This window comes from Streptomyces sp. NPDC048461, from assembly GCF_055587105.1.
In genome coordinates, this window is the sequence record NZ_JBVJGW010000001.1 from 204,498 (window position 1) to 228,075 (window position 23,578).

Annotated in this window: 25 protein-coding genes; 14 read left to right on the forward strand and 11 right to left on the reverse strand. The window is 73.1% G+C overall.

All coding sequences use genetic code 11. The features are described from left to right. Positions 1-9 precede the first annotated feature (9 nt). Together ACZ6S8_RS00955 and ACZ6S8_RS00960 are read right to left on the reverse strand one after the other, a co-directional pair. A complete protein-coding gene (locus tag ACZ6S8_RS00955) occupies positions 10-1,206 on the reverse strand; it encodes a globin domain-containing protein (protein ID WP_469451255.1) in 1,197 nt (398 codons plus the stop codon). Positions 1,207-1,377: 171 nt separating this feature from the next. Then, the gene (locus tag ACZ6S8_RS00960) at positions 1,378-1,833 is read right to left on the reverse strand and encodes an RrF2 family transcriptional regulator (protein WP_469451257.1); all 456 of its coding nucleotides are present in this window, start codon (positions 1,831-1,833) and stop codon (positions 1,378-1,380) included. A gap of 227 nt (positions 1,834-2,060) precedes the next feature. Here ACZ6S8_RS00960 and ACZ6S8_RS00965 point away from each other — a divergent pair, with 227 nt between their 5' ends. The 4 genes from ACZ6S8_RS00965 (at position 2,061) to ACZ6S8_RS00980 (ending at position 5,991) form a co-directional block, all read left to right on the forward strand. Then, on the forward strand, positions 2,061-3,467 hold the full coding sequence (locus ACZ6S8_RS00965; protein ID WP_469451258.1) for a family 2B encapsulin nanocompartment shell protein: 1,407 nt from the start codon (positions 2,061-2,063) through the stop codon (positions 3,465-3,467). After that, positions 3,458-4,513: a family 2 encapsulin nanocompartment cargo protein polyprenyl transferase gene (locus tag ACZ6S8_RS00970; protein ID WP_469451868.1), complete on the forward strand. Its 1,056-nt coding sequence runs from the start codon at positions 3,458-3,460 to the stop codon at positions 4,511-4,513. The genes ACZ6S8_RS00965 and ACZ6S8_RS00970 overlap by 10 nt, the downstream gene beginning before the upstream one ends. Before the next feature lie 130 nt (positions 4,514-4,643). Further along, entirely contained in the window at positions 4,644-5,243 is a 600-nt protein-coding gene (locus tag ACZ6S8_RS00975; protein ID WP_469451260.1) for a GNAT family N-acetyltransferase, read from the forward strand. Positions 5,244-5,406: 163 nt separating this feature from the next. Continuing rightward, a complete protein-coding gene (locus ACZ6S8_RS00980) occupies positions 5,407-5,991 on the forward strand; it encodes a dihydrofolate reductase family protein (protein WP_469451262.1) in 585 nt (194 codons plus the stop codon). A gap of 118 nt (positions 5,992-6,109) precedes the next feature. Here ACZ6S8_RS00980 and snpA read toward each other — a convergent pair whose 3' ends face one another. Next, positions 6,110-6,766, reverse strand: a complete 657-nt coding sequence (gene snpA, locus ACZ6S8_RS00985; protein WP_469451264.1) for a snapalysin — start codon at positions 6,764-6,766, stop codon at positions 6,110-6,112. A 214-nt stretch (positions 6,767-6,980) separates the two neighbouring features. Here snpA and ACZ6S8_RS00990 point away from each other — a divergent pair, with 214 nt between their 5' ends. Beyond that, on the forward strand, positions 6,981-7,916 hold the full coding sequence (locus tag ACZ6S8_RS00990) for a LysR family transcriptional regulator (RefSeq protein ID WP_469451266.1): 936 nt from the start codon (positions 6,981-6,983) through the stop codon (positions 7,914-7,916). Between the two features lie 100 nt (positions 7,917-8,016). On the opposite strand, the gene ACZ6S8_RS00995 is transcribed toward ACZ6S8_RS00990, so the two are convergent. Then, a complete protein-coding gene (locus tag ACZ6S8_RS00995) occupies positions 8,017-8,829 on the reverse strand; it encodes a hypothetical protein (RefSeq protein WP_469451268.1) in 813 nt (270 codons plus the stop codon). A 150-nt stretch (positions 8,830-8,979) separates the two neighbouring features. Here ACZ6S8_RS00995 and ACZ6S8_RS01000 point away from each other — a divergent pair, with 150 nt between their 5' ends. Together ACZ6S8_RS01000 and ACZ6S8_RS01005 are read left to right on the forward strand one after the other, a co-directional pair. Beyond that, the gene (locus tag ACZ6S8_RS01000; RefSeq protein WP_469451270.1) at positions 8,980-9,921 is read left to right on the forward strand and encodes a DUF4097 family beta strand repeat-containing protein; all 942 of its coding nucleotides are present in this window, start codon (positions 8,980-8,982) and stop codon (positions 9,919-9,921) included. A gap of 1 nt (position 9,922) precedes the next feature. Next, the gene (locus ACZ6S8_RS01005) at positions 9,923-10,861 is read left to right on the forward strand and encodes a PadR family transcriptional regulator (RefSeq protein ID WP_469451272.1); all 939 of its coding nucleotides are present in this window, start codon (positions 9,923-9,925) and stop codon (positions 10,859-10,861) included. Between the two features lie 99 nt (positions 10,862-10,960). Here the strand turns inward: ACZ6S8_RS01005 and ACZ6S8_RS01010 are convergent, their stop codons facing one another. The 4 genes from ACZ6S8_RS01010 to ACZ6S8_RS01025 all read right to left on the reverse strand — a co-directional run bounded on the left by ACZ6S8_RS01010 (position 10,961) and on the right by ACZ6S8_RS01025 (position 14,185). Next, the gene (locus ACZ6S8_RS01010) at positions 10,961-11,479 is read right to left on the reverse strand and encodes a Clp protease N-terminal domain-containing protein (protein WP_469451274.1); all 519 of its coding nucleotides are present in this window, start codon (positions 11,477-11,479) and stop codon (positions 10,961-10,963) included. Then, the gene (locus ACZ6S8_RS01015; RefSeq protein ID WP_008741547.1) at positions 11,479-11,688 is read right to left on the reverse strand and encodes a helix-turn-helix domain-containing protein; all 210 of its coding nucleotides are present in this window, start codon (positions 11,686-11,688) and stop codon (positions 11,479-11,481) included. Before ACZ6S8_RS01015 ends, ACZ6S8_RS01010 begins: the two co-directional genes overlap by 1 nt. Before the next feature lie 104 nt (positions 11,689-11,792). Continuing rightward, positions 11,793-12,755: a zinc-binding dehydrogenase gene (locus tag ACZ6S8_RS01020; RefSeq protein WP_469451277.1), complete on the reverse strand. Its 963-nt coding sequence runs from the start codon at positions 12,753-12,755 to the stop codon at positions 11,793-11,795. A 227-nt stretch (positions 12,756-12,982) separates the two neighbouring features. After that, the gene (locus ACZ6S8_RS01025) at positions 12,983-14,185 is read right to left on the reverse strand and encodes an NAD(P)-dependent malic enzyme (RefSeq protein WP_469451279.1); all 1,203 of its coding nucleotides are present in this window, start codon (positions 14,183-14,185) and stop codon (positions 12,983-12,985) included. A 524-nt stretch (positions 14,186-14,709) separates the two neighbouring features. Between ACZ6S8_RS01025 and ACZ6S8_RS01030 the strand changes: the two genes are divergently transcribed. Genes ACZ6S8_RS01030 through ACZ6S8_RS01040 form a run of 3 tightly spaced genes read left to right on the forward strand, consistent with a single transcriptional unit; the run spans position 14,710 to position 17,414 of the window. After that, positions 14,710-15,669, forward strand: a complete 960-nt coding sequence (locus tag ACZ6S8_RS01030) for an ABC transporter substrate-binding protein (RefSeq protein WP_469451280.1) — start codon at positions 14,710-14,712, stop codon at positions 15,667-15,669. Between the two features lie 39 nt (positions 15,670-15,708). Beyond that, positions 15,709-16,650 carry an amino acid ABC transporter permease gene (locus ACZ6S8_RS01035; RefSeq protein ID WP_469451281.1) on the forward strand — a complete coding sequence of 314 codons (942 nt, stop codon included), beginning with the start codon at positions 15,709-15,711 and terminating at the stop codon, positions 16,648-16,650. Continuing rightward, entirely contained in the window at positions 16,650-17,414 is a 765-nt protein-coding gene (locus tag ACZ6S8_RS01040; protein ID WP_469451283.1) for an amino acid ABC transporter ATP-binding protein, read from the forward strand. Before ACZ6S8_RS01035 ends, ACZ6S8_RS01040 begins: the two co-directional genes overlap by 1 nt. A gap of 109 nt (positions 17,415-17,523) precedes the next feature. Here ACZ6S8_RS01040 and ACZ6S8_RS01045 read toward each other — a convergent pair whose 3' ends face one another. Next, positions 17,524-18,291: a methyltransferase domain-containing protein gene (locus tag ACZ6S8_RS01045; RefSeq protein ID WP_469451285.1), complete on the reverse strand. Its 768-nt coding sequence runs from the start codon at positions 18,289-18,291 to the stop codon at positions 17,524-17,526. 81 nt (positions 18,292-18,372) lie between these two features. Here ACZ6S8_RS01045 and ACZ6S8_RS01050 point away from each other — a divergent pair, with 81 nt between their 5' ends. Beyond that, positions 18,373-19,002 (forward strand): CGNR zinc finger domain-containing protein, encoded by a 630-nt coding sequence (locus ACZ6S8_RS01050; protein WP_469451287.1) that lies wholly within the window; start codon positions 18,373-18,375, stop codon positions 19,000-19,002. On the opposite strand, the gene sodX is transcribed toward ACZ6S8_RS01050, so the two are convergent. Beyond that, complete coding sequence (gene sodX, locus ACZ6S8_RS01055; protein WP_469451288.1) at positions 18,906-19,331, reverse strand: nickel-type superoxide dismutase maturation protease; 426 nt, start codon at positions 19,329-19,331, stop codon at positions 18,906-18,908. The two genes, ACZ6S8_RS01050 and sodX, sit on opposite strands and share 97 nt — an antisense overlap. Positions 19,332-19,502: 171 nt before the next feature. Here sodX and sodN point away from each other — a divergent pair, with 171 nt between their 5' ends. Then, the gene (gene sodN, locus ACZ6S8_RS01060; protein ID WP_351271465.1) at positions 19,503-19,898 is read left to right on the forward strand and encodes a superoxide dismutase, Ni; all 396 of its coding nucleotides are present in this window, start codon (positions 19,503-19,505) and stop codon (positions 19,896-19,898) included. 128 nt (positions 19,899-20,026) lie between these two features. On the opposite strand, the gene ACZ6S8_RS01065 is transcribed toward sodN, so the two are convergent. Beyond that, positions 20,027-20,215 carry a DUF6104 family protein gene (locus ACZ6S8_RS01065; RefSeq protein WP_267717887.1) on the reverse strand — a complete coding sequence of 63 codons (189 nt, stop codon included), beginning with the start codon at positions 20,213-20,215 and terminating at the stop codon, positions 20,027-20,029. 127 nt (positions 20,216-20,342) lie between these two features. Here ACZ6S8_RS01065 and ACZ6S8_RS01070 point away from each other — a divergent pair, with 127 nt between their 5' ends. Further along, the gene (locus ACZ6S8_RS01070) at positions 20,343-22,427 is read left to right on the forward strand and encodes a VMAP-C domain-containing protein (protein WP_469451291.1); all 2,085 of its coding nucleotides are present in this window, start codon (positions 20,343-20,345) and stop codon (positions 22,425-22,427) included. Positions 22,428-22,449: 22 nt separating this feature from the next. Then, positions 22,450-23,577, forward strand: coding sequence for an AAA family ATPase (locus ACZ6S8_RS01075; protein ID WP_469451293.1), 1,128 nt, complete (start codon positions 22,450-22,452; stop codon positions 23,575-23,577). The last annotated feature ends 1 nt before the right edge of the window (position 23,578 follow it).

The following is a 23,578-nucleotide window of genomic DNA, read 5'->3' on the forward strand; positions in this document are numbered from 1 at the left end:
CACCACGCGTCACGCGGAGGCGAGCCACAGGTCGGGGCCGAAGACCTCGTAGTGGATGTCCGCGGCCGCGACGCCCTTGGCGATCAGCTGCTCGCGCACCGACCGCATGAAGGGCAGCGGGCCGCAGAGGTAGGCCCGGGTGCCGGGCGCGACCGGGACGCCGCCGAGGTCCAGGCGGCCCTCGCCGTCGCCCGGCCCGGCCGACTCCTCGTACCAGAAGCGGGCCGTGGCGTCGGCGAGCTTGCGGGTCAGGGTCCGGTGGTCGTCGCGCAGCGGGTGGTCGGCCGGGCTGCGGTCGGCGTGCAGGACGGTGACGGGGGCGGCGTGCCCGGTGTCGACGAGGTGCTCCAGCATCGAGAGCATCGGGGTGCAGCCGATGCCGGCGGAGGCGAGCAGGACCGGGGCGGCCGCGTCGTGGAGGACCAGGTCGCCGTACGGGACCGACACGCGCAGGGAGTCGCCGGCGCGGACGCGGGCGTGCAGGTGGTGGGAGACCTCGCCGTCGGGACCGCCGGCGGCCGGGCCGTGGACCCGCTTGACGGTGATCGCGCGGGTCGGGGCGCCGGGTGCGGTGGTCAGGCTGTACTGGCGGATCTGGCGGGCGCCGTCCGGGAGTTCGACCTGTACGGAGACGTACTGGCCGGGCAGGTGCGCGGGCGGCGGGGAGCCGTCCGCGGGGGCGATGCGGAAGGTGGCGCAGTCGGCGGTCTCCTCGGTCCGGCCGGTCACGGTCCACTCCCGCCAGACGTCGCCGGCGGCCACCTGCCGGCCGGCGTAGAGCCGCTCCTCGATGGCGGCGAGGGCGTTCGCCATCAGCCAGTAGACCTCGTCCCAGGCCGCGGCGACCTCGGGGGTGACGGCGTCCCCGAGGACCTCGGCGATCGCCGCGAAGAGGTGCTCGTGGACGACCGGGTACTGCGCGCGGGTCACGCCCAGGGAGGCGTGCTTGTGGGCGATGCGGTGCAGCATCACGTCCGGTCGCTGGTCCGGCCGGTCCACGAGGTGCGTCGCGAAGGCGGCGATCGAGCCCGCGAGGGCCTGCTTCTGGATGCCGGCGGCCTGGTTGCCGCGGTTGAAGAGGTCGCGCAGGAGTTCCGGGTGGGCCGCGAAGAGCTTCGCGTAGAAGAGCTCCGTGATGTCGCCGATCGCCGCCCCGACGGCGGGCAGGGTGGCGCGTACGGTCGCGGTCGACTTCTCGGACAGCATGGGCGGGACTCCTCGGTCGGTTAATTGGTATGTGAGATGCGTATTTTTGGGTGCGGGGGAACGCAAGGGGCGCGAGGCCCTGGAATTATTCGTACATAGGTTCGGTCAAGCGGGCCGGGGCGGTACGGGGTGATCTGTCCCCGGCGGGAACCGGCCACCGGCCCCCGGGGGTCAGGGCCCGCCCGGCCGGGTGCCGGAACCTCCCGAGATCCCCAGCAGGACGGGGCCGGTCGGGGCCGCCACCAGGTCGTTCACCGTCAGGGGGTCCAGCGAGGCGAAGAACGCCTCCTGGGCCCGGCGCAGCGCGCCGCGGAGGATGCAGGCCCCCCGCAGCGGACACGGGGTGCTCCCCTCGCACTCCACGACGTCGCCGGCGCCCTCCAGCTCGCGCACCAGCCCGCCCACCGACGCCGAGCGGCCGGCGGCGGTCAGCGCGAGCCCGCCGCCGCGGCCGCGCCGCGCCTCGACCAGGCCGAGGTGCTGCAGCCGGGCCACCACCTTGGCGGTGTGGGTGTACGGGACCTCCATGGTCGCCGCCACGTCCCGGGTCGTCGGGAGGTCCGTCTCCTCGACGGCGAGGCGCATCAGGACGCGCAGTGCCAGATCGGTGAACCGGGTCAGCCTCATGGGATCACCGTAGGTAAGTTGCATCTTATGTGCAAATTAAAAGCGCGTCGGAGGCGGTGATGGCCGAAACCGGCGGGGTGGGGGAGGCGGGTGGTGAAGGAGTTGAACCTCAGAGGGTTCCCCACACTCGTACGGAGTAGTCCCACCCTTTTGTGTAATGGTCCCACCACGTTCCGTACTGGAAGGCTGCATCCCGCAGATCCATGGAGTGATCGAAAGGGAAATACATGTCGGTCCAGGCAGGTTCCGAATCCGAGACCCAGGCACCGCAGCGCAGTCTGGGGACATCGGCCGCGCGGAACTTGGCAACCACGACCAAGTCCGCGCCGCAGATGCAGGAGATCACCTCGCGGTGGCTCCTGAAGATGCTGCCGTGGGTGTCGGTGCAGGGCGGCACGTACCGCGTCAACCGCCGCCTGAGCTACTCGGTCGGTGACGGACGCATCGAGTTCATCAAGACGGGGACCCAGGTCCAGGTCATTCCGGCCGAGCTCGGCGAGCTCCCGCTCCTGCGCGACTACGAGGACCTCGACGTGCTGGGCGAGCTGGCCCAGCGCTGCCAGCAGATCGACTTCGAGGCCGGCCAGGAGCTGACCTCCTTCGGCAACACCTCCGACCGGGTGTTCCTGCTCGCCCACGGCCGCATCGACCAGGTCGGCCCGGGCCCCTACGGCGAGGACGCCGTCCTGCGAACCGTCGCCGACGGCGCCTACTTCGGCGAGGACGCCCTCGTCGACGAGGAGGCCATCTGGGAGTACACCGCCCGCGCCGCCACCTCCGGCACCGCGCTCGTCCTGTCCCGGCAGGACTTCCAGCTGCTCGCCGACCGGGTCGACTCGCTGCGCGCGCACGTCGACGACGTACGGACCCAGCCCGAGCAGCGGACCAACAAGTACGGCGAGGCCGCCATCGACCTCTCGGCCGGCCACCAGGGCGAGGCCGTCCTCCCCGGCACGTTCGTGGACTACGACGCCCACCCGCGCGAGTACGAACTCTCCATCGCCCAAACGGTTCTGCGGGTCCACACGCGGGTCGCCGACCTGTACAACCAGCCGATGAACCAGACCGAGCAGCAGTTGCGGCTCACGGTCGAGGCGCTGCGCGAGCGCCAGGAGCACGAGATGCTCAACAACCGCGACTTCGGCCTGCTGCACAACGCCGACTACGACCAGCGCATCCAGCCGCACGACGGCGCCCCGAGCCCCGACGACATGGACCAGCTGCTCAGCATGCGGCGCGGCTCCAAGTTCTTCCTCGCGCACCCCAAGGCCATCGCCGCCTTCGGCCGCGAGTGCAACCGGCGCGGCCTGTACCCGGAGTCGGTGGACATCGGCGGCAGCCGGGTCCCGTCCTGGCGCGGGGTGCCGATCTTCCCGAGCAACAAGATCCCGATCAGCGACGCCCGCACCACCTCCATCCTCTGCATGCGCACGGGCGAGGACGAGCAGGGCGTGATCGGCCTGCACCAGCCGGGCATCCCGGACGAGATCGAGCCGAGCACGTCGGTCCGCTTCATGGGGATCAGCGAGCAGGCGATCATCTCGTACCTGGTCACCGCGTACTTCTCCGCCGCGGTGCTCGTGCCGGACGCGCTCGGCGTGCTGGAGAACGTCGAGATCGGCCGCTGGCGCTGAGCGCGGTGAGCACCGTCGCGACCGGCGAGGGCCAGGAGGCCGCGGTCCTCCTGGAACGGACGAGGGAAACGGTCAACCCGGAACTGCGCCGGACGGTCGAGAGCCTGCCCGGTTCGATGCGGCGCGTGGCGATGTACCACTTCGGCTGGGAGCACGCGGACGGCACGCCGGCCGCGGGCAACGCCGGAAAGGCCATCCGGCCCGCGCTGGTGCTGGCCTCCGCCCAGGCCCTGCAGGGTCCGGGCGGGCGGGCGGACGACGCCGTACGGGCGGCGGTCGCCGTGGAGCTGGCGCACAACTTCACGCTGCTGCACGACGACGTCATCGACAAGGACGCCCGGCGCCGCGGCCGGGCCACCGCCTGGACCGTCTTCGGGACACCGGACGCGATCATCACCGGCGACGCCATGATGGCGCTCGCGCTGCGGCTGCTCGCCGAGGACCCGCACCCGGCCTCGGCGGCGGCCTCGGCCCGGCTCGCGGCCTGCGTCATCGAGCTGTGCGCGGGCCAGCAGGCGGACTGCGCGTTCGAGCAGCGGCCGGACGTCTCGCTCGACGAGTGCCTGACCATGGCCACGGCCAAGACCGGCGCCCTGCTGGGCTGCGCGTGCGCGCTGGGCGCGCTGTACGCGGGGGCCGGGCCGGACGAGGTCGACGCGATGGACGCCTTCGGCCGGGAGGCCGGGCTGGCCTTCCAGCTGATCGACGACCTGATCGGCATCTGGGGGGATCCGGGTCACACCGGCAAGCCCGCCGGGGCCGACCTGATCGCCCGCAAGAAGTCCCTCCCGGTCGTGGCCGCCCTGACCTCGGGCACCACGGCGGGGGAGGAGCTGGCCGCCCTGTACGCGGGTCCCATGACCGGGGACGACGTGCACAAGGCGGCCGCCGCGGTCGACCGGGCGGGCGGCCGCGACTGGGCGCAGGCCCACGCCGCCGACCGGATGGGCCGGGCGGTGCAGCAGCTGTCCCGGGCCGTTCCGGACCTGGGGGCGGCCGACGGGCTGCTGGCGCTGGCGGAGTTCGTCACGCGCCGTACGCGGTGACCCCGTAGGGAGCGGCTTCGGGGGGAGGCCTGTTCCGGCACCGGATGGTGCCGGAACAGGCCTTTCCGCATGTGGGGGCCAACTCTAGGATCGCCCAAGGTTGTTGATGCTCGGGCGAAGGGTGTGACCAGTGGTTCTGGAGATACGTCAAGCGGAGCAGTCGGACCGGGACGCCGTGGCGCGCCTCCTCGACGAGGCCTTCCGTACCGACCCGGTGAGCAGCTGGGTCTTCCCCGACCCGGAGCACCGGGCCGCGGTGCACGCGAAGTTCCTGGGCGTCTTCGTCGACGTGGCGCTGTCCGAGGGGCGGATCGACTGCGCGGCGGACGGTTCCGCCGCCGCGCTCTGGCTGCGGATCCCGGCGGGCGAGCCGGAGGAGGGGGCCGAGGACGACGTGCCGGCGAAGATGCGGGCGGTGGCCGACCCCGACAACGAGCGCTGCGAGCTGGTGGGCCGACTCACGGGCGCGGTGCACCCGACGTCCGAGGAGCACGAGTACCTGCTGATGATCGCCGTCGCCCCGGACCGCCAGGGCGAGGGGCTGGGCGGCGAGCTGATCCGGCCGGTGCTGGAGCGCTGCGACCGCGAGGGCGTCCCGGCGTACCTGGAGGCGAGCAGCGAGCGCAGCATGCGGCTGTACGAGCGCCTGGGCTGGGAGCTGACGGGTGAGCCGGTGCGACTGCCCGACGGGCCCCTGATGTGGCCGATGTGGCGCAAGCCGCGGGGGTGAGGCGCGGGGGTGAGGTGCGGGACGGGGGTGCGGGAGCGAGCCCCGGCGGTCCGCGGGGGCGCGAACGGGGCGCGGCGGTAAAGGGCTTGGCGAACCACTGCAAGTGAAGTAGTTTGCCTGGCGTGCCCCGGTGCGGTGGCACTGTCCGACGGAAGAGACCCGCTTGCGCAAGCTCACGTACTTCATCGCCACGACGGTCGACGGCTTCATCGGCGCCCCCGACGGCGACGGTGATTTCCTCTACGCCTTCCTGGACCCGGAGTTCATCGGCCACCTGGTGGCCGAGTACCCGGAGACGATCTCCTCCCAGGGCCGGGCGCAGCTCGGCATCGAGGACCTCGCCCCCCGGCGCTTCGACACGGTCCTCATGGGCCGCAACACCTACGAGCCGGGCCTGAAGGCGGGCATGGCCAGTCCCTACGGCCACCTGCGCGAGCAGTACGTCGTCTCGCGCTCCCTGACCGTCCCGCCCGACCCGGCGGTCCGGCTGATCGGCGGGGACGTGGCCGCCGCGGTCCGCGGACTCAAGGCGCGGGACGGGCTCGGCATCTGGCTGTGCGGCGGCGCCGACCTCGCGGGGCAGCTGGCCGACGAGATCGACGAGTACGTCGTGAAGACCTACCCGGTCGTCGCGGGGACCGGCATGCCGATGTCCCGCGCGGGCTTCGGCGTGCGCCCGCTGGAGCTGACCGGCTGCACCGTCCTGGGCGGCGGGCAGGTCGTCACCTCGTACGACGTCAGGCGCTGACCCCCGCCGGACGCACGGGCGCCCCGCAGGCCGGGCACGAGCAGCAGACGTGCCCGGCGTACGGGGAGGCCGAGGAGCGGCCCGGCGGCCGGCGGACCGGCCGGCCGGGCCGGTGGGACTAGCCCTTCGCGTCCAGACCCGAGGCGACCAGGCCGTTCGCCCACAGCTGGTTCACCCGCGCGCGCTCGGTGGCGTTCGGGGTGGCGTTCTGACACGACGTGCCCGGGCCGCCGCCCGACATCAGCTCGCTGCACGGGCCCGAGTAGCGGTCGGGCAGGCCCAGCACGTGGCCGGTCTCGTGGGACGTCACGCGGGTGGAGTTGTACTGCTGGTTCTGCCGGTAGTCCAGGAAGATGTAGCCGCGGCCGTGGCCGTCCGTGCTCGCGTACGAGCCGCGGGAGTCGTTGCCCTCGCGGTAGGAGAAGTTCCCGCCCGAGGACACCTCCTGGAGCTTCACGTTCGTCACCGAGCTGTTCCAGATCCGGGTGGAGCTGGCTATCTGGGTGCGGAAGCTCGGCGCGCTGCGGGTGTTGTACGTGACGGTCACGGCGAGGGCGCCCGGGTTCGCGGCGCGCTGTTCGGTGACCGAGCGCTGCACGGCCTCGAAGAACGCCTTGGTGGCGGCCTGGTTCTCCTGGGAACGCTCGTACGCGGCGAAGGTGGCGGAACTGCCGACGGGGGAGGGTGCGGCGGCCGCGGGGACGACGCCGCCGAGGGCGACGGCGAGGCCGAGACCGATGCCGGCGGACAGCATGGCCTTACGGGAGTGGCGCATGTGGGGGAGCTCCTACTCGTCCGGTAATGCGGTGGGGGGTGGGTCGTTCGGTACCGGAGTCTGGGGGAGCGGACGGGGCCGGGGGATGATGTCACTCCCCGATAGCCCGGCCCTATCGGGAAGTTTTCGGTTGCCCAACAGGAGTGAGAATGGCGGGATTCGGGGGGCTATCGGCGGCTGGTGCGGGCGACCCGGCCCGGCCTACTCTCGGGGCATGGAGCTTGAGGTCAGGCACCTGCGCGCGCTGTGTGCCATCGCCGACGCCGGAAGCCTGCACAAGGCCGCCCGGCAGCTCGGCGTGAGCCAGCCCTCCCTGACGACCCAGCTGCGCCGGATCGAACGGGCCCTGGACGGCGAGCTGTTCCTGCGCGAGCGGACCGGGTGCCGGCCCACGCCGTTCGGGCGCACCGTCCTGGGCCGGGCGCGGCCGCTGCTGGCCGAGATGGCCGCCCTGGTGGCGGAGGCGCACGCGCTGGCCCACGGGCCGAGGCTGCGGATCGGCTCCACGGCCAGCCGGGCGCTGCCGGGATGGCTGCGGCGGCTGCACCGCAGGCTCCCGGACACGGAGACCTCGCTGGTGGTGGACGTCTCGGCGAACGCCCTGCTGCGGATGGCGGGTTCGGGGCAGCTCGACGTGGCGTTCGTGCACGAGGTCGAGGGCAGCCCGCTGCGGGTGCCGCCCGGGCTGGAGGTGCACGTGCTGATGGAGCGGGAGCCGCAGTTCGTGTCGATGTCGCGGGACCATCCGGCCGCGGGTCAGTCGGTGGTGTCCTTACGGGACCTGGCCGCCGACCGCTGGACGGTCGATCCGTCGGTCGACGGCGAGTGGGACGGCCTGCGCCGCGTCTTCGCCGGGGCGGGGCTCGATCCGCCGGTGCTGCACGCCGATTACCACACGGCCACCTCGCTGATCGTGTCCGGCGAGGCGGTGGCCCCCTGCCAGCCGACCTCCGGTCAGCGCGACGACATGGCGATCCGCCCGCTGTGCGGAGACCCCCTCGCCGTACGGCTGTTACTGGCCACCCGGCCGGGGGCGCACGCCGAGGTCTACGCGGACCTCCGGGCCGCCTACCGCGAGGCGGCCATGAGCACGCCGCCGTACCGGGCGTGGCTGCGGCACCACGCGAGCCCGCTGCTGGAGGTGGCGTAACGATTCACCGCGGGGCGCGCGGGGCGCCGGGGGAGTCCCAGGCGGCCTGACGCGGCCCGCGGGGGTCCGGGGGCCGCGCCCCCGGAACGGCCTGCGGGTCTCAGCCGCGGCGGGCCCGGGCGCGGTCGTACGCCAGGGCCAGCGCCCCGTGCGCCGCCAGGACGGCGCCGGCCGTCAGCCAGCCCGGGCTGCGGTGCCGGGCGCCCCAGAGCAGCAGCGGGGCGCCCGCCGCGAGTTGGGCCGTGCCCAGCAGGCGGGCCTTCGGGCCGAGGACCCAGGGCCCCAGCGGCCCCTCCTCCACCACGTCGAGCTCCGCCCGCACCGCGTCGCGCCAGCCGGACCACTCCACCGTCCCGGCGCCCGGCGCGTACCGGGCGGCCTCGCGGAGCCGGTCGGCCGGTTCGCCCGGGGAGAGCCCCGGGGGCAGGGTCAGTCCGGCGCGGGACAGCAGGGCGATCAGCCCGAGCAGCCGGGAGTTCCCGTCGGCCGCGGCGTCGGGGCGGGTCAGGCGCTCCAGCTCCTCCAGGTCGAGTACGGGGTCCAGACCCAGCCGGGCCGCCAGGGTCCGCATCGCGTCGGGCTCGCCGACCGGGCCGCCGTCGGCGTCCCACGCGTGGACCACCGGCCGGCGGAACCCGCTCGCCAGGGAGAATCCGGTCCGGCCGTCCTCCCACCACAGGCTCAGCACGGGCCAGCCGACGCCGACCGCAACCGCCGCGCCCCAGCCGGCGAGCACCTCCGCCACGTCCTCCTCGCCGTCCAGCCACGGCTTGCCCTCGGGGACGAGGACGCTCCACCCGCCCGCCGGGGCCAGCAGCAGGCGTACGCGCAGCAGGTGCGCCGCGGGGCGGGCGGCGAGGGGTTCGGCGCGGCAGAGCAGGAGGCCGCCGGCGGTGCTCTGGGGGATCGGCATGCCCACACGCTAAGGCAAACCACCCCATACCGATGATTCGGACCACGCGCTTGACTTCCCCCGACCGCGATATATCGTGTTCTGGAGAAGACGCGATATGTTGCGTGCGTCGAGACCCGTGTCCGTGAACGCACGAGGAGGATCAGCACCATGGCAGAGCAGGCGTCACCGTCGACGTGGCACATCGCCGAACCGCAGAAGCTCACCTTCGAGGAGCCGGTCACCGAGCTCCGCGTCCGCCTCGTGGGCGGCACGGTCAACGTCGTCGCCGCCGAGGAGGGCCCGGCCCGCCTGGAGGCGTCCGCGATCGACGGGCCCCCGCTGTACGTGGTCCAGGAGGGCGGCGTCCTCACCGTCTCCTACGAGGACCTGCCCTGGAACGGTTCCCAGGGATTCAAGGCGTGGTTCGAGGCCAAGCCGTGGAAGGCGTGGTCCGGCTCCTCCTCCGCGGGCCGCAAGGCCTGGGAGCGCAGCGCCTCCGTCACCCTCACCGTCCCCGCCGCGACGCGCGTCCACGTCGGCGCGGTCGGCGCCACCACCTTCGTCTCCGGCATCTCCGGCGGCACCGACGTGAACGGGGTCTCCGGCGACGCCACCCTCGTCGGGCTCTCCGGCCGGGTCAAGACGCACACGGTCTCCGGCAGCGTCGAGGCCCAGTCCGTCACGGGCGACCTCGGCTTCCACTCGGTGTCCGGCGGCCTGACGGTCGTCGACGGCGCGGGCGGCTCCGTGCGGGCCGACTCGGTCAGCGGGGACATGCTCATCGACCTGGACCTCGACCCGGCCGCCGCCCGTCCGGTGGACATCGCCCTGAACTCCGTATCCGGCCAGGTCGCCATCCGCCTGCCGCACCCCGCCGACGCCCGCGTCGAGGCCAACACCGCCACCGGCGGCGTGTCCAACGCCTTCGAGGACCTGCGGGTCTCCGGCCAGATGGGCGCCAAGCGGATCACCGGCACCCTCGGCTCCGGCACCGGCACCCTGCGGGCCACCACGGTCTCGGGCGGGATCGCGCTGCTCCGCCGCCCGCAGGCCGACGCCGACGCCCCCCTCGCCGACGCCCCCCTCACGCTCGACAAGAAGGTGCTCTGACATGCCGCCCGTCTTCGCCCACGGCCGCCTCCGCCTCTACCTGCTCAAGCTGCTGGACGAGGCCCCGCGCCACGGCTACGAGGTGATCCGGCTGCTGGAGGAGCGCTTCGAGGGCCTGTACGCGCCCTCCGCGGGCACCGTGTACCCGCGGCTGGCGAAGCTGGAGACCGAGGGGCTGGTCACGCACGCCACCGAGGGCGGGCGCAAGGTGTACTCCATCACCGAGGCGGGCCGCGCCGAACTGGCCGACCGCAGCGGCGAGCTGGCCGACCTGGAGCTGGAGATCCGGGACTCGGTCACCGAGCTGGCCGCCGAGATCCGCGACGACGTCCGGGGAGCCGCCGGCGACCTGCGGCGCGAGATGCGGGCCGCGGCCTCCGCGTCGGCGACGCAGGTCCAGGACGAGTCCTGGCAGGCGGCCAAGGAGGAGCTGCGCAAGGCGCGGCAGGACTGGAAGGAGCAGGCCCGCCGGGCGAAGGACGAGAGCCGCCGGGCCCGCGAGGAGGCCCAGCAGGCCCGCCGCCAGGCGAAGGAGGCCCAGGACCGGGCCCGCGAGGAGGTCCAGCGGATCGCCGGCCAGCTGCAGGACCAGCTCGCCAAGTCGGGCGGGGTGCTGGGGAGCCTGGCCGGAGCCTGGCTCGGCGGCAGCGGCGGCTCCGCCGCCGGACCGGGCGGCCCGTCCGGCCCGCCGGCCGGGTCCGAGCGGTCCTCCGGGCCCGCGGCGGGCTCCGCGGCCCCGGCCGACGGCACCGACTGGGCCGGGGACCTGGAGCCGACCGCCGACCCGGCGCGCGATCTGGACCGGCTGCTGGACCGGTTCCGCGACGAGGTGCGGGACGCGGCCCGCGACCACGGCGTGACCCCGGCCCGGCTGGCCGAGGCCCGCGCCCACCTGGCGGCGGCGGCCTCCCGCCTCACCGGGGCACTGGGCACGCCGTAGGCATCGGCTGCCCGGGTGCCCGAGTGCCGGCTGCCCGGCCGCCCGGAGGGGTCGGCTGCCCGGCCGCCCGGAGGGGTGGCCGGGTGCGGGGCCGCGGGCTCAGGCCGCGAGGCCCGATTCGGCCGTGCCGTACGAGACTCCGTGGTCCGCGAGGACCTCGGAGACCGTGCCCGGGCGGGAGAGCAGGGCCAGCAGCAGGTGCAGGGTGCCGATCTGCCGGTCGCGGCGGCCCACGGCGATGCGCAGGGACTGCTCCAGCACCTTCTTCGCCCCTTCGGTGAGGCGGGCGGAGCCGCCCAGGACGCGCCGGCGCGGTGCCGGGGCGGCCAGGGCGCCCTCCCCGTGCGCCTCCTCGACGCGGGCGACGATCTCGGTGACGTCGATGCCGATTCCGGCGAGGGCCTCCTCGTCGGCCCGCGACATGCCGCCCCGGCGGCGGGCCGCCGCGAGGTCGGCCGCCACGGAGGCGCGGTCCACGCCCAGCGGGTCCAGGGCGCCGAGGGCCAGCAGCGCGAGGAGCAGGTGCTCCTCGGTCATGGTGGCGGCCCCGGCCCGCCGGGCCTCGTCCATCGCCCCCGTCACGGCGGAGCGGGCGTCCCGGGTGAAGCGTTCGAACATCAGACCCTCCCGTGTTTCTTGTGCACGGCCTGCCGGCTGACGCCGAGCTCGGCCGCGATCTCCTGCCAGGACCAGCCCTGCGCGCGGGCACTGCGCACCTGTACGGCCTCCAGCTGCTCCAGCAGCCTGCGGAGGGCGGCCACGGCGCGCAGGCCCACGCGGGGGTCGCGGTCACCGGCCCGTTCGGCGAGATCGGTAGCTTCCGTCATGTGTGTCAATTTAGGTTGACGCGAGGAGGGTTGTCAACCTTGATTGACGACGGTGCCGCTCGGTCCGGTGGCAGGGCCTCGGGGGGCAGGGAGTCTCGGGGAGCTCAGGGGGTGAGGACGACCTTCCCGAAGAGGTCGCCCGACTGGAGCTTCTCGAAGCCCTCCCGCGCCCGGTCCAGCGGCAGGACCTCGTCGATGACCGGCCGCAGGCCCGTCGTGGCGCAGAACGCCAGCAGGTCCTCCAGCTCGTCCTTGGTGCCCATGGTCGAGCCGACCACCTTCAGCTCCAGGAAGAAGATCCGGGTCAGCTCGGCGTGCGCGGGACGGTCGCCGCTCGTGGCGCCGGAGATGACCAGCGTGCCACCCGGGCGCAGGGACTTCACCGAGTGGGACCAGGTGGCCGCGCCCACCGTCTCGATCACCGCGTCGACCCGCTGCGGCAGCCGCGCGCCCGGCTCGTACGCCTCCAGGGCGCCCAGCTCCACGGCCCGCTCCCGCTTGGCCTCGTCCCGGCTGGTGGCGAAGACGCGCAGACCGGCGGCCTTGCCGAGGGCGATCGCGGCGGTCGCGACCCCGCCGCCGGCGCCCTGCACCAGGACGGAGTCGCCGGGCCGGACCCCGGCGTTGGTGAACAGCATCCGGTACGCCGTCAGCCAGGCGGTCGGCAGACAGGCGGCCTCCTCGAAGGACAGCCCGGCGGGCTTGCGCAGGACGTTCCAGGCGGGGACGGTCACCTGCTCCGCGAAGGTGCCCTGGTAGCGCTCGGTCAGGATGGAGCGGGGCTCGTCGGGGCCGACCCCGTGGCCGCTCTGGCCGATCACGGAGTGCAGGACGACCTCGTTGCCGTCCTCGTCGGTCCCGGCGGCGTCGCAGCCGAGGATCATCGGCAGTTTGTCCTCGCCGAGTCCGACCCCGCGCAGCGACCACAGGTCGTGGTGGTTGAGGGAGGCGGCCCGGACGTTGACGGTCACCCAGCCGGGGCGGGCCACGGGGGCCGGGCGGTCGCCCAGCACGAGGCCGTTCAGCGGCTGGTCTCGGTCGATTCTGGCGGCGTAGGCAGCGAACATGCCGCGACGCTACCGCTCGGTAGGTACGGGTTCCAGCCCCTCCGGCCCTCCGGAAGTGAGGTCTTCGCCGCACCGCCGGCCCGCAGCCGCCCGACCGCGGCCGCGGCGCCGCACCGCCGCCCCGATCGCGGCCGTCGCGCCCCGGGACCGCGGCCACGGCGCCCGGACGCGCAGAGGCCCGGCCGGATCGCTCCGGCCGGGCCTCTGCGCGTACTGCGGTGTGACGGTCAGGCCAGGCGGGCCACGCCGTCGGCCTTCGCCGCCGCGGCGACCGCGGCCGAGACGGCCTCGGCGACGCGCTCGTCGAACGGCGAGGGGATCACGTAGTCGGCGGCGAGCTCGTCGCCCACGACGCCGGCGATGGCGTCCGCGGCGGCGATCTTCATGCCCTCGGTGATCCGGGTGGCCCGGACCTTGAGGGCGCCCGCGAAGATGCCCGGGAACGCCAGCACGTTGTTGATCTGGTTCGGGAAGTCCGAACGCCCGGTCGCCACGACGGCCGCGTACTTGTGCGCGACGTCGGGGTGCACCTCCGGGTTCGGGTTGGCCATGGCGAAGACGAAGCAGTCCTTCGCCATCGTCGCGACCGCGGACTCGGGAACCGTGCCGCCGGAGACGCCGATGAAGACGTCCGCGCCCGCGAGGGCGTTCTCCAGGGACCCGGTCTGCCCGGTCTTGTTGGTCAGGCCCGCGATCTCCGCCTTGACGTCCGTCAGGTCGGAGCGGTCCGCGGACACGACGCCCTTGCGGTCGGTGACGCAGACGTCGCCGATGCCCGCGTCCACGAGGATCTTGGCGATGGCGATGCCCGCCGCGCCCGCACCCGAGATCACCGCACGCAGGTCGCCGAGGGTGCGACCCGTGAGCTTCGCGGCGTTGCGCAGCGCGGCCAGCGAGACGATGGCCGTGCCGTGCTGGTCGTCGTGGAAGATCGGGATGTCCAGGGCTTCCTGGAGCCTGCGCTCGATCTCGAAGCAGCGGGGGGCGGAGATGTCCTCCAGGTTCACCCCGCCGAAGGACGGGGCGAGACGGATGACCGTCTCGATGATCTCGTCCGTGTCCTTGGTGGCGAGCGCGATCGGAACCGCGTCGACGCCGCCGAACTGCTTGAAGAGAATGGCCTTGCCCTCCATGACGGGGAGGGAGGCCTCGGGGCCGATGTCACCGAGGCCGAGCACGGCCGTACCGTCGGTGACGACGGCGACCACGTTCGACTTCCAGGTGTACTCGTTCACCAGCTCCGGCTGCTCGGCGATGGCGCTGCACACCTTCGCCACGCCGGGGGTGTACGCGAGGGACAGGTCGTCCTTGTCGTGGACGGGCACCGTGGCCACGATGGCCATCTTGCCGCCCCGGTGCAGTGCGAACACCGCATCGGGGTTGTTGTCCGTCGCACTGTCACTGCGAGGGTTGACGATCTCCGCTGCCACTTTGTGTGACCCCTTAAGTCCTTTGAATCGTTGAGGGTGGCCACTCCTGGTTAAGGGGTGGGCGGGCACCGCGTCCGTGCTCCGCATCGACGGTTGGCCCGTCTCCGCGGAGGGGAGGTTCGTACGCGCGGGCGCGCCGCACGCGCGCCCTGAGCCCCGGATGAGGGGTGTAAGGATCTGTTCTACCGGAAGAACACTCGCCCAGACGAGTCGATTCCAGCTCGACCATAAGCCTCTTGTCCTAGTTTTGGCGAAAAGTCCAAAAGGCTGAGCCCGGTAGGTGAGACGGACCGCAAATAGTCCGCCAAACAGGGGATGCGGCGGCGCATCGTGCGGCCCCGAGGGGCCCTGCCCGCAGTCCTGTTCGGTGTCGGGGGTCGCCCGTTATGCGATTTTGACCTGATGGGCAGCCTGAATGCGCCAGTCCGAATGGCAAGATGCCGTAATCACACAAGGTCGCGACACTCGATGGTGCGTGCTCGACCGTTTTCGGATGCTTTTCCACCTGCCGGAGGAACCAGCTCATGACCGCTAGCACCACTCGTCGTACGACCGCCGCCCGGTCCCGGATCGCGGCGGTCGGCGCCATCGCGGTTGCCGGCGCCCTGATCCTCACCGGCTGCGGTGACCAGACCGACAAGGGCTCCACCACGACCCCGTCGGGTGAGGCGAACAGCGCTCCGCTGTTCTCCAAGCTGCCGAAGAAGATCCAGGACGCGGGTGTGATCAAGGTCGGCACGGACGCCACCTACGCCCCGATGGAGTTCACCGAGGGCGGCAAGATCGTCGGTGTCGACCCCGACATCGCCGCGGCCCTGGGCAAGCAGCTCGGTGTGAAGTTCGAGTTCACCTCCGGCACCTTCGACACCCTCCTCGGCGGCCTGCCCACCGGTCGCAGCGACATGGTCATGTCCTCCCTGACCGACACCAAGGCCCGCCAGGAGGGCCTCGACGACAAGGGCGCCAAGACCGGTACCGGTGTCGACTTCGTCGACTACTTCTCCGCGTCGACCGGCATCCTGGTCAAGAAGGGCAACCCGGACGGCATCAAGACCCTCGACGACCTCTGTGGCAAGAAGGTCGCCGTCCAGCGCGGCACGACCTACGAGCAGTCGGCCAAGGACCAGTCCGAGAAGTGCAAGACGGCCGGCAAGGGCGAGATCTCCATCGAGTCCTTCCCGACCGACGCCGAGGCGCAGACCCGCGTGAAGGCCGGCGGCGCCGTCGCCGACCTGAACGACTCCCCGGTCGCCGCGTACATCGCGCAGACCGCGGGCGGCGGCAACGACTTCGAGGCCATCGCCAACCCCGGTGACGCGGGCCTCTTCGGCATCGCCGTCGACAAGAAGAACACCGAGCTGCGCGACGCGCTCAAGGCCGCGCTCGACGCGACCATCAAGGACGGCACGTACAAGGCCGCCCTGGACAAGTGGAACGCGGGCTCCGGCGCCGTGACCGAGGCCAAGACCAACGCAGGTCAGTGATTCCCGCGCGACACCGCAGCACTCTGAAGGGCAGTCACTGTGACTGACAAGCTCGACAAGGTCCCCGGGCCGGCGGCAACCCCGCCGGCCGGGGGCCTCCCCCCCGAGGCCATCCGCGCCATCCCGGTCCGCCACTACGGCCGCTGGGTCAGCGGGATCGTCGTCATCGGCCTGGTCGTGGCCCTCGCGTTCGCCTTCTCGCAGGGCAACGTCCGCTGGCAGACCATCCCGGACAAGCTGTTCGACAGCAGCATCATCAGCGGCATGCTGAGCACGGTCTGGATCAGCGTCTGCTCGATGCTCCTGGGCCTGGTCCTCGGCGTGCTCTTCGCCGTGATGCGGCTCTCGAAGAACCCGGTGACCAGCACCATCGCCTGGTTCTACATCTGGTTCTTCCGCGGGACCCCGGTCTACGTACAGCTCCTCATCTGGTTCAACCTCGCCCTGATCTTCCCGATCCTGAACCTCGGGTTCTACAAGGACGAGATGACCCAGGTCATGACGCCGTTCCTGGCGGCGCTGCTGGGTCTGGGCCTCAACGAGGGCGCATACATGGCGGAGATCGTCCGCGCCGGCATCCAGTCCGTCGACGAGGGCCAGAGCGAGGCGTCCCACGCGCTGGGCATGACCCAGACGAAGACGATGCGCCGGGTCGTGCTCCCGCAGGCGATGCGCGTGATCGTCCCGCCGACGGGCAACGAGTTCATCAACATGCTCAAGACGTCGTCGCTGGTGGTCGCGGTCCAGTACGCCGACCTGCTGCGCGCCGCGCAGGACATCGCCGCCACCTCCTTCGCGGTGATGGAGATGTTCATCGTCGCGTCGATCTGGTACCTGGCCCTGACCAGCGTCTTCAGCGTCGGCCAGTACTACCTGGAGCGCCGCTACGCCCGCGGCTCGCTGCGATCCCTGCCGCCCACCCCGCTGCAGAAGATCAAGGCGAATCTCTCCCGCTTCTCGAACCGCAAGGCGGTGGCCTGATGACGACCCCCATGGTGAAGGCCGAGGGCGTCCACAAGTCCTACGGTGCCGCGCACATCCTCAAGGGCATCGACCTGGAGGTCGCGCCGCGTGAGGTGTTCTGCCTGGTCGGCCCGTCCGGCTCCGGCAAGTCCACCTTCCTGCGGTGCATCAACCACCTGGAGCAGATCAACGCCGGACGGCTCTCCGTCGACGGCCAGCTCGTCGGCTACCGCCAGAAGGGCGACAAGCTGTACGAGCTGAAGGACAGCGAGGTCGCGGCGCAGCGCAAGGACATCGGCATGGTGTTCCAGCGCTTCAACCTCTTCCCGCACATGACGGCCATAGAGAACGTCATGGAAGCCCCCGTCATGGTCAAGCGCGAGAGCAAGGCCGTCGCCCGGGCGCGCGCCGTCAAGCTGCTCGACCGGGTGGGCCTCGGCGACAAGGGCGGCAACTACCCCGCCCAGCTCTCCGGCGGCCAGCAGCAGCGCGTGGCGATCGCCCGCGCGCTGGCCATGGAGCCGAAGCTGATGCTCTTCGACGAGCCCACGTCGGCGCTCGACCCGGAGCTGGTGGGTGACGTCCTCGACGTCATGCGCGGTCTGGCCGAGGACGGCATGACCATGATCGTGGTCACGCACGAGATGGGCTTCGCCCGCGAGGTCGGCGACAACCTCGTCTTCATGGACGGCGGCGTGGTCGTCGAGTCGGGCCACCCGCGCGAGGTGCTGGGCAACCCCCAGCACGACCGCACGAAGGCGTTCCTGTCCAAGGTGCTGTAGGCGGCACCGGCGGGCGGGCGAGGGGCGGTACGGGTTTCCCGTACCGCCCCTCGGTCATGCCGCGGCGGGCGCGCGCCCGGGGCCGGTCCTCAGGTCCGGGCCGGACGGGTCACCGCAGGGCCAGGACCAGGGCGTCCGAGGGGGAGCGCCAGACCGCGCGGGCCTCGGCGAAGCCCGCGTCGAGGAGGGTGCGGACGTGCCAGGCCTCGGGCGGGGTATCGCCGTCGGCGTGCTCCCCGTAGAGGGCGAACCGCTCCTTCACCGGCCCGGCCAGCTCCGGGTCGGCGGCCGCCAGGGCCCACCACTCGCGCCAGTCGGGCACCCCGGACGCGGCCCGCACCCGGTCCATCCCGGCGTGCCGGTGGGCGTGCTCGGCGGCGTCGATGCCCGGGGTGGCCGGGTCGGGCATGTGGTCGGCGTTCATGAACACCCCGCCCGGACGGACCAGGGGAGCCAGCTGCCCGTACAGGACGGTGAGGTCCCGGCTCGGCAGCCAGTGCAGGGCCGTCGCCGTCAGGACCGCGTCGTACGCCTCGTGCGGCAGGGCCGCGCGCCAGTCGGGGTCCTTGAGGTCGGCGGTGACGAAGGAGACCCGCGCGTCCCCCGCGAAGTGGCCGCGGGCGATCGCCAGCAGCGCCGGATCCAGGTCGACACCGGTACTGGTGGCTTCCGGGAACCGCTTGAGGAGCCGGTCCGTGATACTTCCCGTACCGCACGCGAGGTCCAGCACCCGGGGAGCCGGCCCCACGACCGCTTCGACCATGTCCAGCATCACCCGGAACCGCTCCTCGCGGTCGGGCATGTACCACTCCTGCTGCCGGTCCCAGCTGTCCTGCCAGGCCTGCCAGTCGGTGCCGCTCTTCGTCGTTCCAGCCATCACGAACCCCTCCGTACGTAATACCCTCGTATCCGTCTCAGCTGTTACCGAGACAATAATCCGCAGCCGTAAGGACTACAAGTGGAACTGGCCCATTACTCGGACTACGCCGTGCGCCTGGTCAACACCGAGGAGCCGGCCCGCAACAAGGACGCCCTCACCTCGGTGGACGCCGTCCGCGCCCTGTTCGGCCCCAGCGTGCAGATGGCGCGCCGCGTCACCGACACCGACGTGACCCGCTTCCGCAACGTCCGCGGCCGGCTGCGGTCCGTCTTCGAGGCCGCCGACGGCGGCGACCACGTGCTCGCCGTCGACCTGCTGAACTCGCTGCTCATGGAGTTCCCCGTCAGCCCGCAGGTCTCGGGCCACGAGACCCTCGGCGACGACGGAGGGCCCGACTGGCACATCCACCTCGCCGAGCACCCCTCGAACGCGTCCGCGGGCTACGCCGCCATGGCCTCCATGGGCCTGGCCTTCCACCTCACCGAGCACGGCCCCGACCGTCTCGGCCTGTGCCAGGCGCCGCCCTGCCGCAACGCCTACCTCGACACCTCCACCAACCGCTCCCGGCGCTACTGCTCCGACCGGTGCGCCACCCGCGCCAACGTCGCCGCCTACCGCGCCCGCAAGCGGCTGGAGGCCGAGGCGTCCGCCCACAGCGGCCGCACCGCCGACAGCGCCCAGGACAGCCGCGCCCTCAGCGAGCACTGATCCTCCCGGCGCGGCCGCACGCGCAGCAGCGCCGTCGCCAGCACCAGGTCGCCGGGGACCGGGCCGAAGACGCTGCTGTCGCCGGGCGCCTCGTTGAACGGATTGTCGCCGAGCACCCACCAGCAGCCGCCCGGCCGGCGCTCCACCGCCCGCTTGATCACGAGCAGGTCCTGCTGGAACGGGTGGCGCAGCACCACCACGTCACCCGGACGGACGGCCGCCCCGTACCGGACCACGACCTGGTCGCCGTGGGCCAGGGTGGGGGCCATCGACGGCCCCGACACGTCCACCAGACCGAACCGCTTCAGCGGGCTCCGGCTCTCCACCATGGGCGACCTCCTCGTCACCTCCGCATGCTGCCGTACGGGCCCGTACATTCGCTCACCGGTCCGGCCGCGACCCTGGACTTTTGTCCTAAGCCCATGGGGGCAGCCGCGAAATACCGATCCCCAGCGAGTAACCTCCCCCTTGAGAAGACGATCACGAGGAGGACACACCCCATGCTTTCCCGCCTCTTCGCCCCCAAGGCGAAGGCCTCCGCCCACTGCGACCTGCCGTGCGGCGTGTACGACCCTGCCCAGGCCCGCATCGAGGCCGAGTCCGTCAAGGCCGTGCAGGAGAAGTACCAGGCCAACGACGACGCCGACTTCCGCGCGCGCGCCATCACCATCAAGGAGCAGCGCGCCGAGCTCGCGAAGCACCACGTCTCGGTGCTGTGGAGCGACTACTTCAAGCCGCCGCACTTCGAGAAGTACCCGCAGCTGCACGTCCTGGTCAACGACACCCTGAAGGCCCTCTCGGCCGCCAAGGCGTCGAACGACCCGGCCACCGGCCAGAAGGCGCTCGACCTCATCGCCGAGATCGACCGCATCTTCTGGGAGACCAAGGCCGCCTGACCGGCGCCCGGTCCCCCTGCTCGCGCGGCCCCACCGGCCGCCCGCGACGACGAGAACGGCCCGACTGCTCCAGGCAGCCGGGCCGTTCTCGTGCCGCGCGGACGGATCCCCCCGCGCGCGGCGCCCGCTCACTCGTCGGGGTCGTCCTCGTCGTCGTCCAGCCGGGCCAGCCACGTGGCCAGGCGTTCCACCGGGACCTCGAAGTCCGGGTTCAGGTCGACGAAGGTCCGCAGCTGCTCGGCGAGCCACTCGAAGGTGACCTCCTCCTCGCCGCGCCGCTTCTGAAGCTCCTCGATGCCGCGATCGGTGAAGTACAAGTCTGGCTCCGTGCCGTGATGGGGGTGTTTCCCGCCAGGATAATCCGCGTTGCGGCGACACCTCCCGCCGTATCGGCCCCCGGCGCTAGCCTGGACGTCCAGGACGTCTCACGGGACGGGGGCGCGGATGACCGACGGGCGCACGGCCGGCTCCGCGCGCGCCTTCGAGCTCCTCGAACCCCTCGTCCAGGCGGCGACCGTACGCGTCCACGCCCCGCCGGGCGGGTATGAACCCCCCGGCAGTCCGTCCGGACCCACCTGGGGGAGCGGGTTCTTCATCGCCCCCGGCTGGGTCCTGACGTGCGCGCACGTGGTCGGCGAGGGGGGTGCTGCGGTGCGTCTGACGGGGCGCGAGGTCGGGATCACCTTCTCCTCTGGCGGCTCCGCCCGCCCCGGAGCGGCGACCGGGACCGTCGTCGGGCGCGTGGAGTGCGTCCTGCCCGAGCGGCTCGACGAACGCCGGCCCGGCCGGCGCGCCCTGTGGGACCTCCCCGACCTGGCGCTGATCCGGATACTGGCCCCCGTCTCGCACGCCTGCGTCTGGCTGACCGACCGCTCCCGGCCCCGCTTCGACGAGGTCGCGTACTTCGGCTGCACCGAGGACCTCGGCACCCCCGAGATCACCGGCCGCACCACCCGGCTGCGCGGCACCGCGGGCAACGGCGCCGCCATCCGGCTCGGCGACGACGACGAGATCGAGCCCGGCATGTCCGGCGGCCCCGTCGTGGACCTCGGCCGCGGCGAGGTCGTCGGCGTCGTCAAGGCCAGACGGCACACGGGCGGCGGCGGGCTCGCCGTGTCCGTCGTCCAGCTGCGCACCCTGCCGATGCCCCCGCGGGGCCAGATCGGGCTCTACCGGCGCGTCATGCAGGCCCACGACCTGCACCACTACGACCAGCACGTCAGCGACCTCGACACCCGCCGGACCTGGACCGACGTCCACGACGAGCTGCCCGCCCCCGACGGCGGCGGCCCGCAGGGACGCGGCCGGCTCACCCCCGGCGAACGCACCACCCTGTGCGGGCTCCTCGCCGAACTGCCCCCGCCCGGCTCCTCCGAGGTCGTACGGGCGCTGGCCGAGGCGGCGCGCGGCGAGGAACCGGACCCGCAGCCCCCCGCCCCCCTGAGCTGGCGCGACGGCCTGGGCCTGCTCCACGACCCGCCGGGCGGGGTCGGCGAGGCCGCCGCGATGCTGCGGTACGCGACGGACGTGAGCGTGGCCGACTACCGCGAGCCGCCCGCGCCCGGCGCGGACGAGGAACTGTGGGACTGGGTGCGGGCCACGGCCGAGCGGCTGTGGCGACCGCTGCGCCGGGAACTCGGCGAGCGCCACGAGCGCGGGCTGGCCGAGCGGGAGCAGCGCCGGCGGACCCGCGCCGAACGCGGCGCCCACGGCCCCGCCCGCCGGTCCGGCGGGGCGCCCACCGGCGCGTCGGTGCTGCTGGAGGCCTGGGCGCACGGCTGGGAGGACGTCTACGACTGGCGGGTCTCCGTGCTCGCCGGGCCGGAGCACCCCGGCCGGCTGACCCCCGTGGACTCGGGCGTACGGGCCACGCTGGCGGGCCTGCCGGAAGCGCTGCGGGCCCCGCTCGCCGAGGCCTTCCGGCGGTGCGACACCCACGAGGCGGCGGCCCTGCTCGAAGTGGCCGTCGAACCGGCCCTGTTCGGCCTGGCGGTGGACGAGTGGACGCTGGTGGGCGGCGCCCCGCTGGGCGTGCAGCGGCCGGTGGTGCTGCGCCACCCCGGCGGCCCCGCGCCCGCGCCCGAGCGCGCCGCCGACCGGTGGGCGCGGGTACAGCCGGGCCCGCTGCTGGACGAGCGCATCGACTGCGCGCGGGGGCGCCCGCGCGCGGCCGATCCCGACCGGCTCGCGGCGCATCCGGACAACACGGTGGCCGTGCACTGCCGGGCGGCCGCGGAGGAGCCCACGCTGGGCTCGCTGCACGCCGTGCGGGAGTCCGGGTACGGAGTGGTGGCGGGCCGGCGGCCGCCTCCGGAACCGGGGGCCACCTGCGCGCCGTTCCACCGCGGGCTGCGGGAGGAACTGGCCGTGGCGGGCGGGGCACAGGCCCTGCCGCAGCGCCTGCAGGCGCTGCGGGGGCGCGCGTACGGGGCGGACCCGGACGCGTACTGGGCGGCGGGAGCCGTCCTCGTATGGGACGACCCGGCGCGCGCCCTGCCCGAGGACGAGCCGCTCCAGGGGGACCTGTGACCGGCAGGAGGGAGCAGCTGCCATGAACGACGAGTGGCTCATCTACCGCGGTGTCGGGGAGCCCCACGACGGGATCGACGCCCTGCCCGACCCGCCGCCCTGGCGGGACTTCGACGGCGGTCCGACCGCCGCGCCCGGCGGGCCCGCGGCGGCGGCCGACGGGAACGTGGCCCGGCGGCTCGGCGCGCACCGGCAGGCCGCCGAACTGCACCGGCCCGAGCCGGAGGAACTGGAGGCGATCAACGCCGCTCTCTACCTGAGGCGGCCGCTGCTCGTGACCGGCTTCCCGGGGACGGGGAAGTCCACCCTCGCGCACGCCGTGGCGCACGAGCTGAAGCTGGGACGGGTGCTGCGCTGGCCGGTGGTCTCGCGGACCGTGCTCCAGGACGGGCTGTACCGCTACGACGCGATCGCCCGGCTCCAGGACGTGCAGCTGGCGGCGGGCGGCCGGCCGGCGGGCGGCCCGTCCGGCGCGGGCGGCGAGAACACGGCCGGCGCGGGCGGCGAGAACACGGCCGGCGGGGGCGGCGAGAACGCGGCCGGCGGGGACGCCGGGGTCGGCCGTGGGGCGGGCGGCGGGGCGCCCGGCATCGGGAGGTACATCCGGCTCGGGCCCCTCGGGACGGCGCTGCTGCCCACCGAGCGGCCGCGGGTGCTGCTGATCGACGAGCTCGACAAGAGCGACATCGACCTGCCCAACGACCTGCTGAACGTCCTGGAGGAGGGGGAGTTCACGCTCCCCGAGCTGGAACGGGTGGCCGACACCGAGCCCGAGGTGCGGGTGCTCACCGACGACGGCACCAAGGCGGTGGTCCGCGACGGGCGGGTCCGCTGCCGGGCCTTCCCCTTCATCATCCTCACCAGCAACGGGGAACGGGACTTCCCCGCCGCCCTGTTGCGCCGCTGCATCCAGCTCAAGCTGGGGCAGCCGGGGGAGAAGCGGCTCGCCACGATGGTCCGCGCGCACCTCGGCGAGGAGGCGGCCCGGCTCGGCGCGGACCTGATCCGGGAGTTCCTCACCCGCTCCCAGTCGGAGCTGGTCGCCGCCGACCAGCTGCTCAACGCGATCTACCTGACCCACCACGCCGCCCCGCCGACCCGCGAGGACCTGGCCGACCTGCTGATCCAGCGTCTCGACCGCCCGAGGTGAC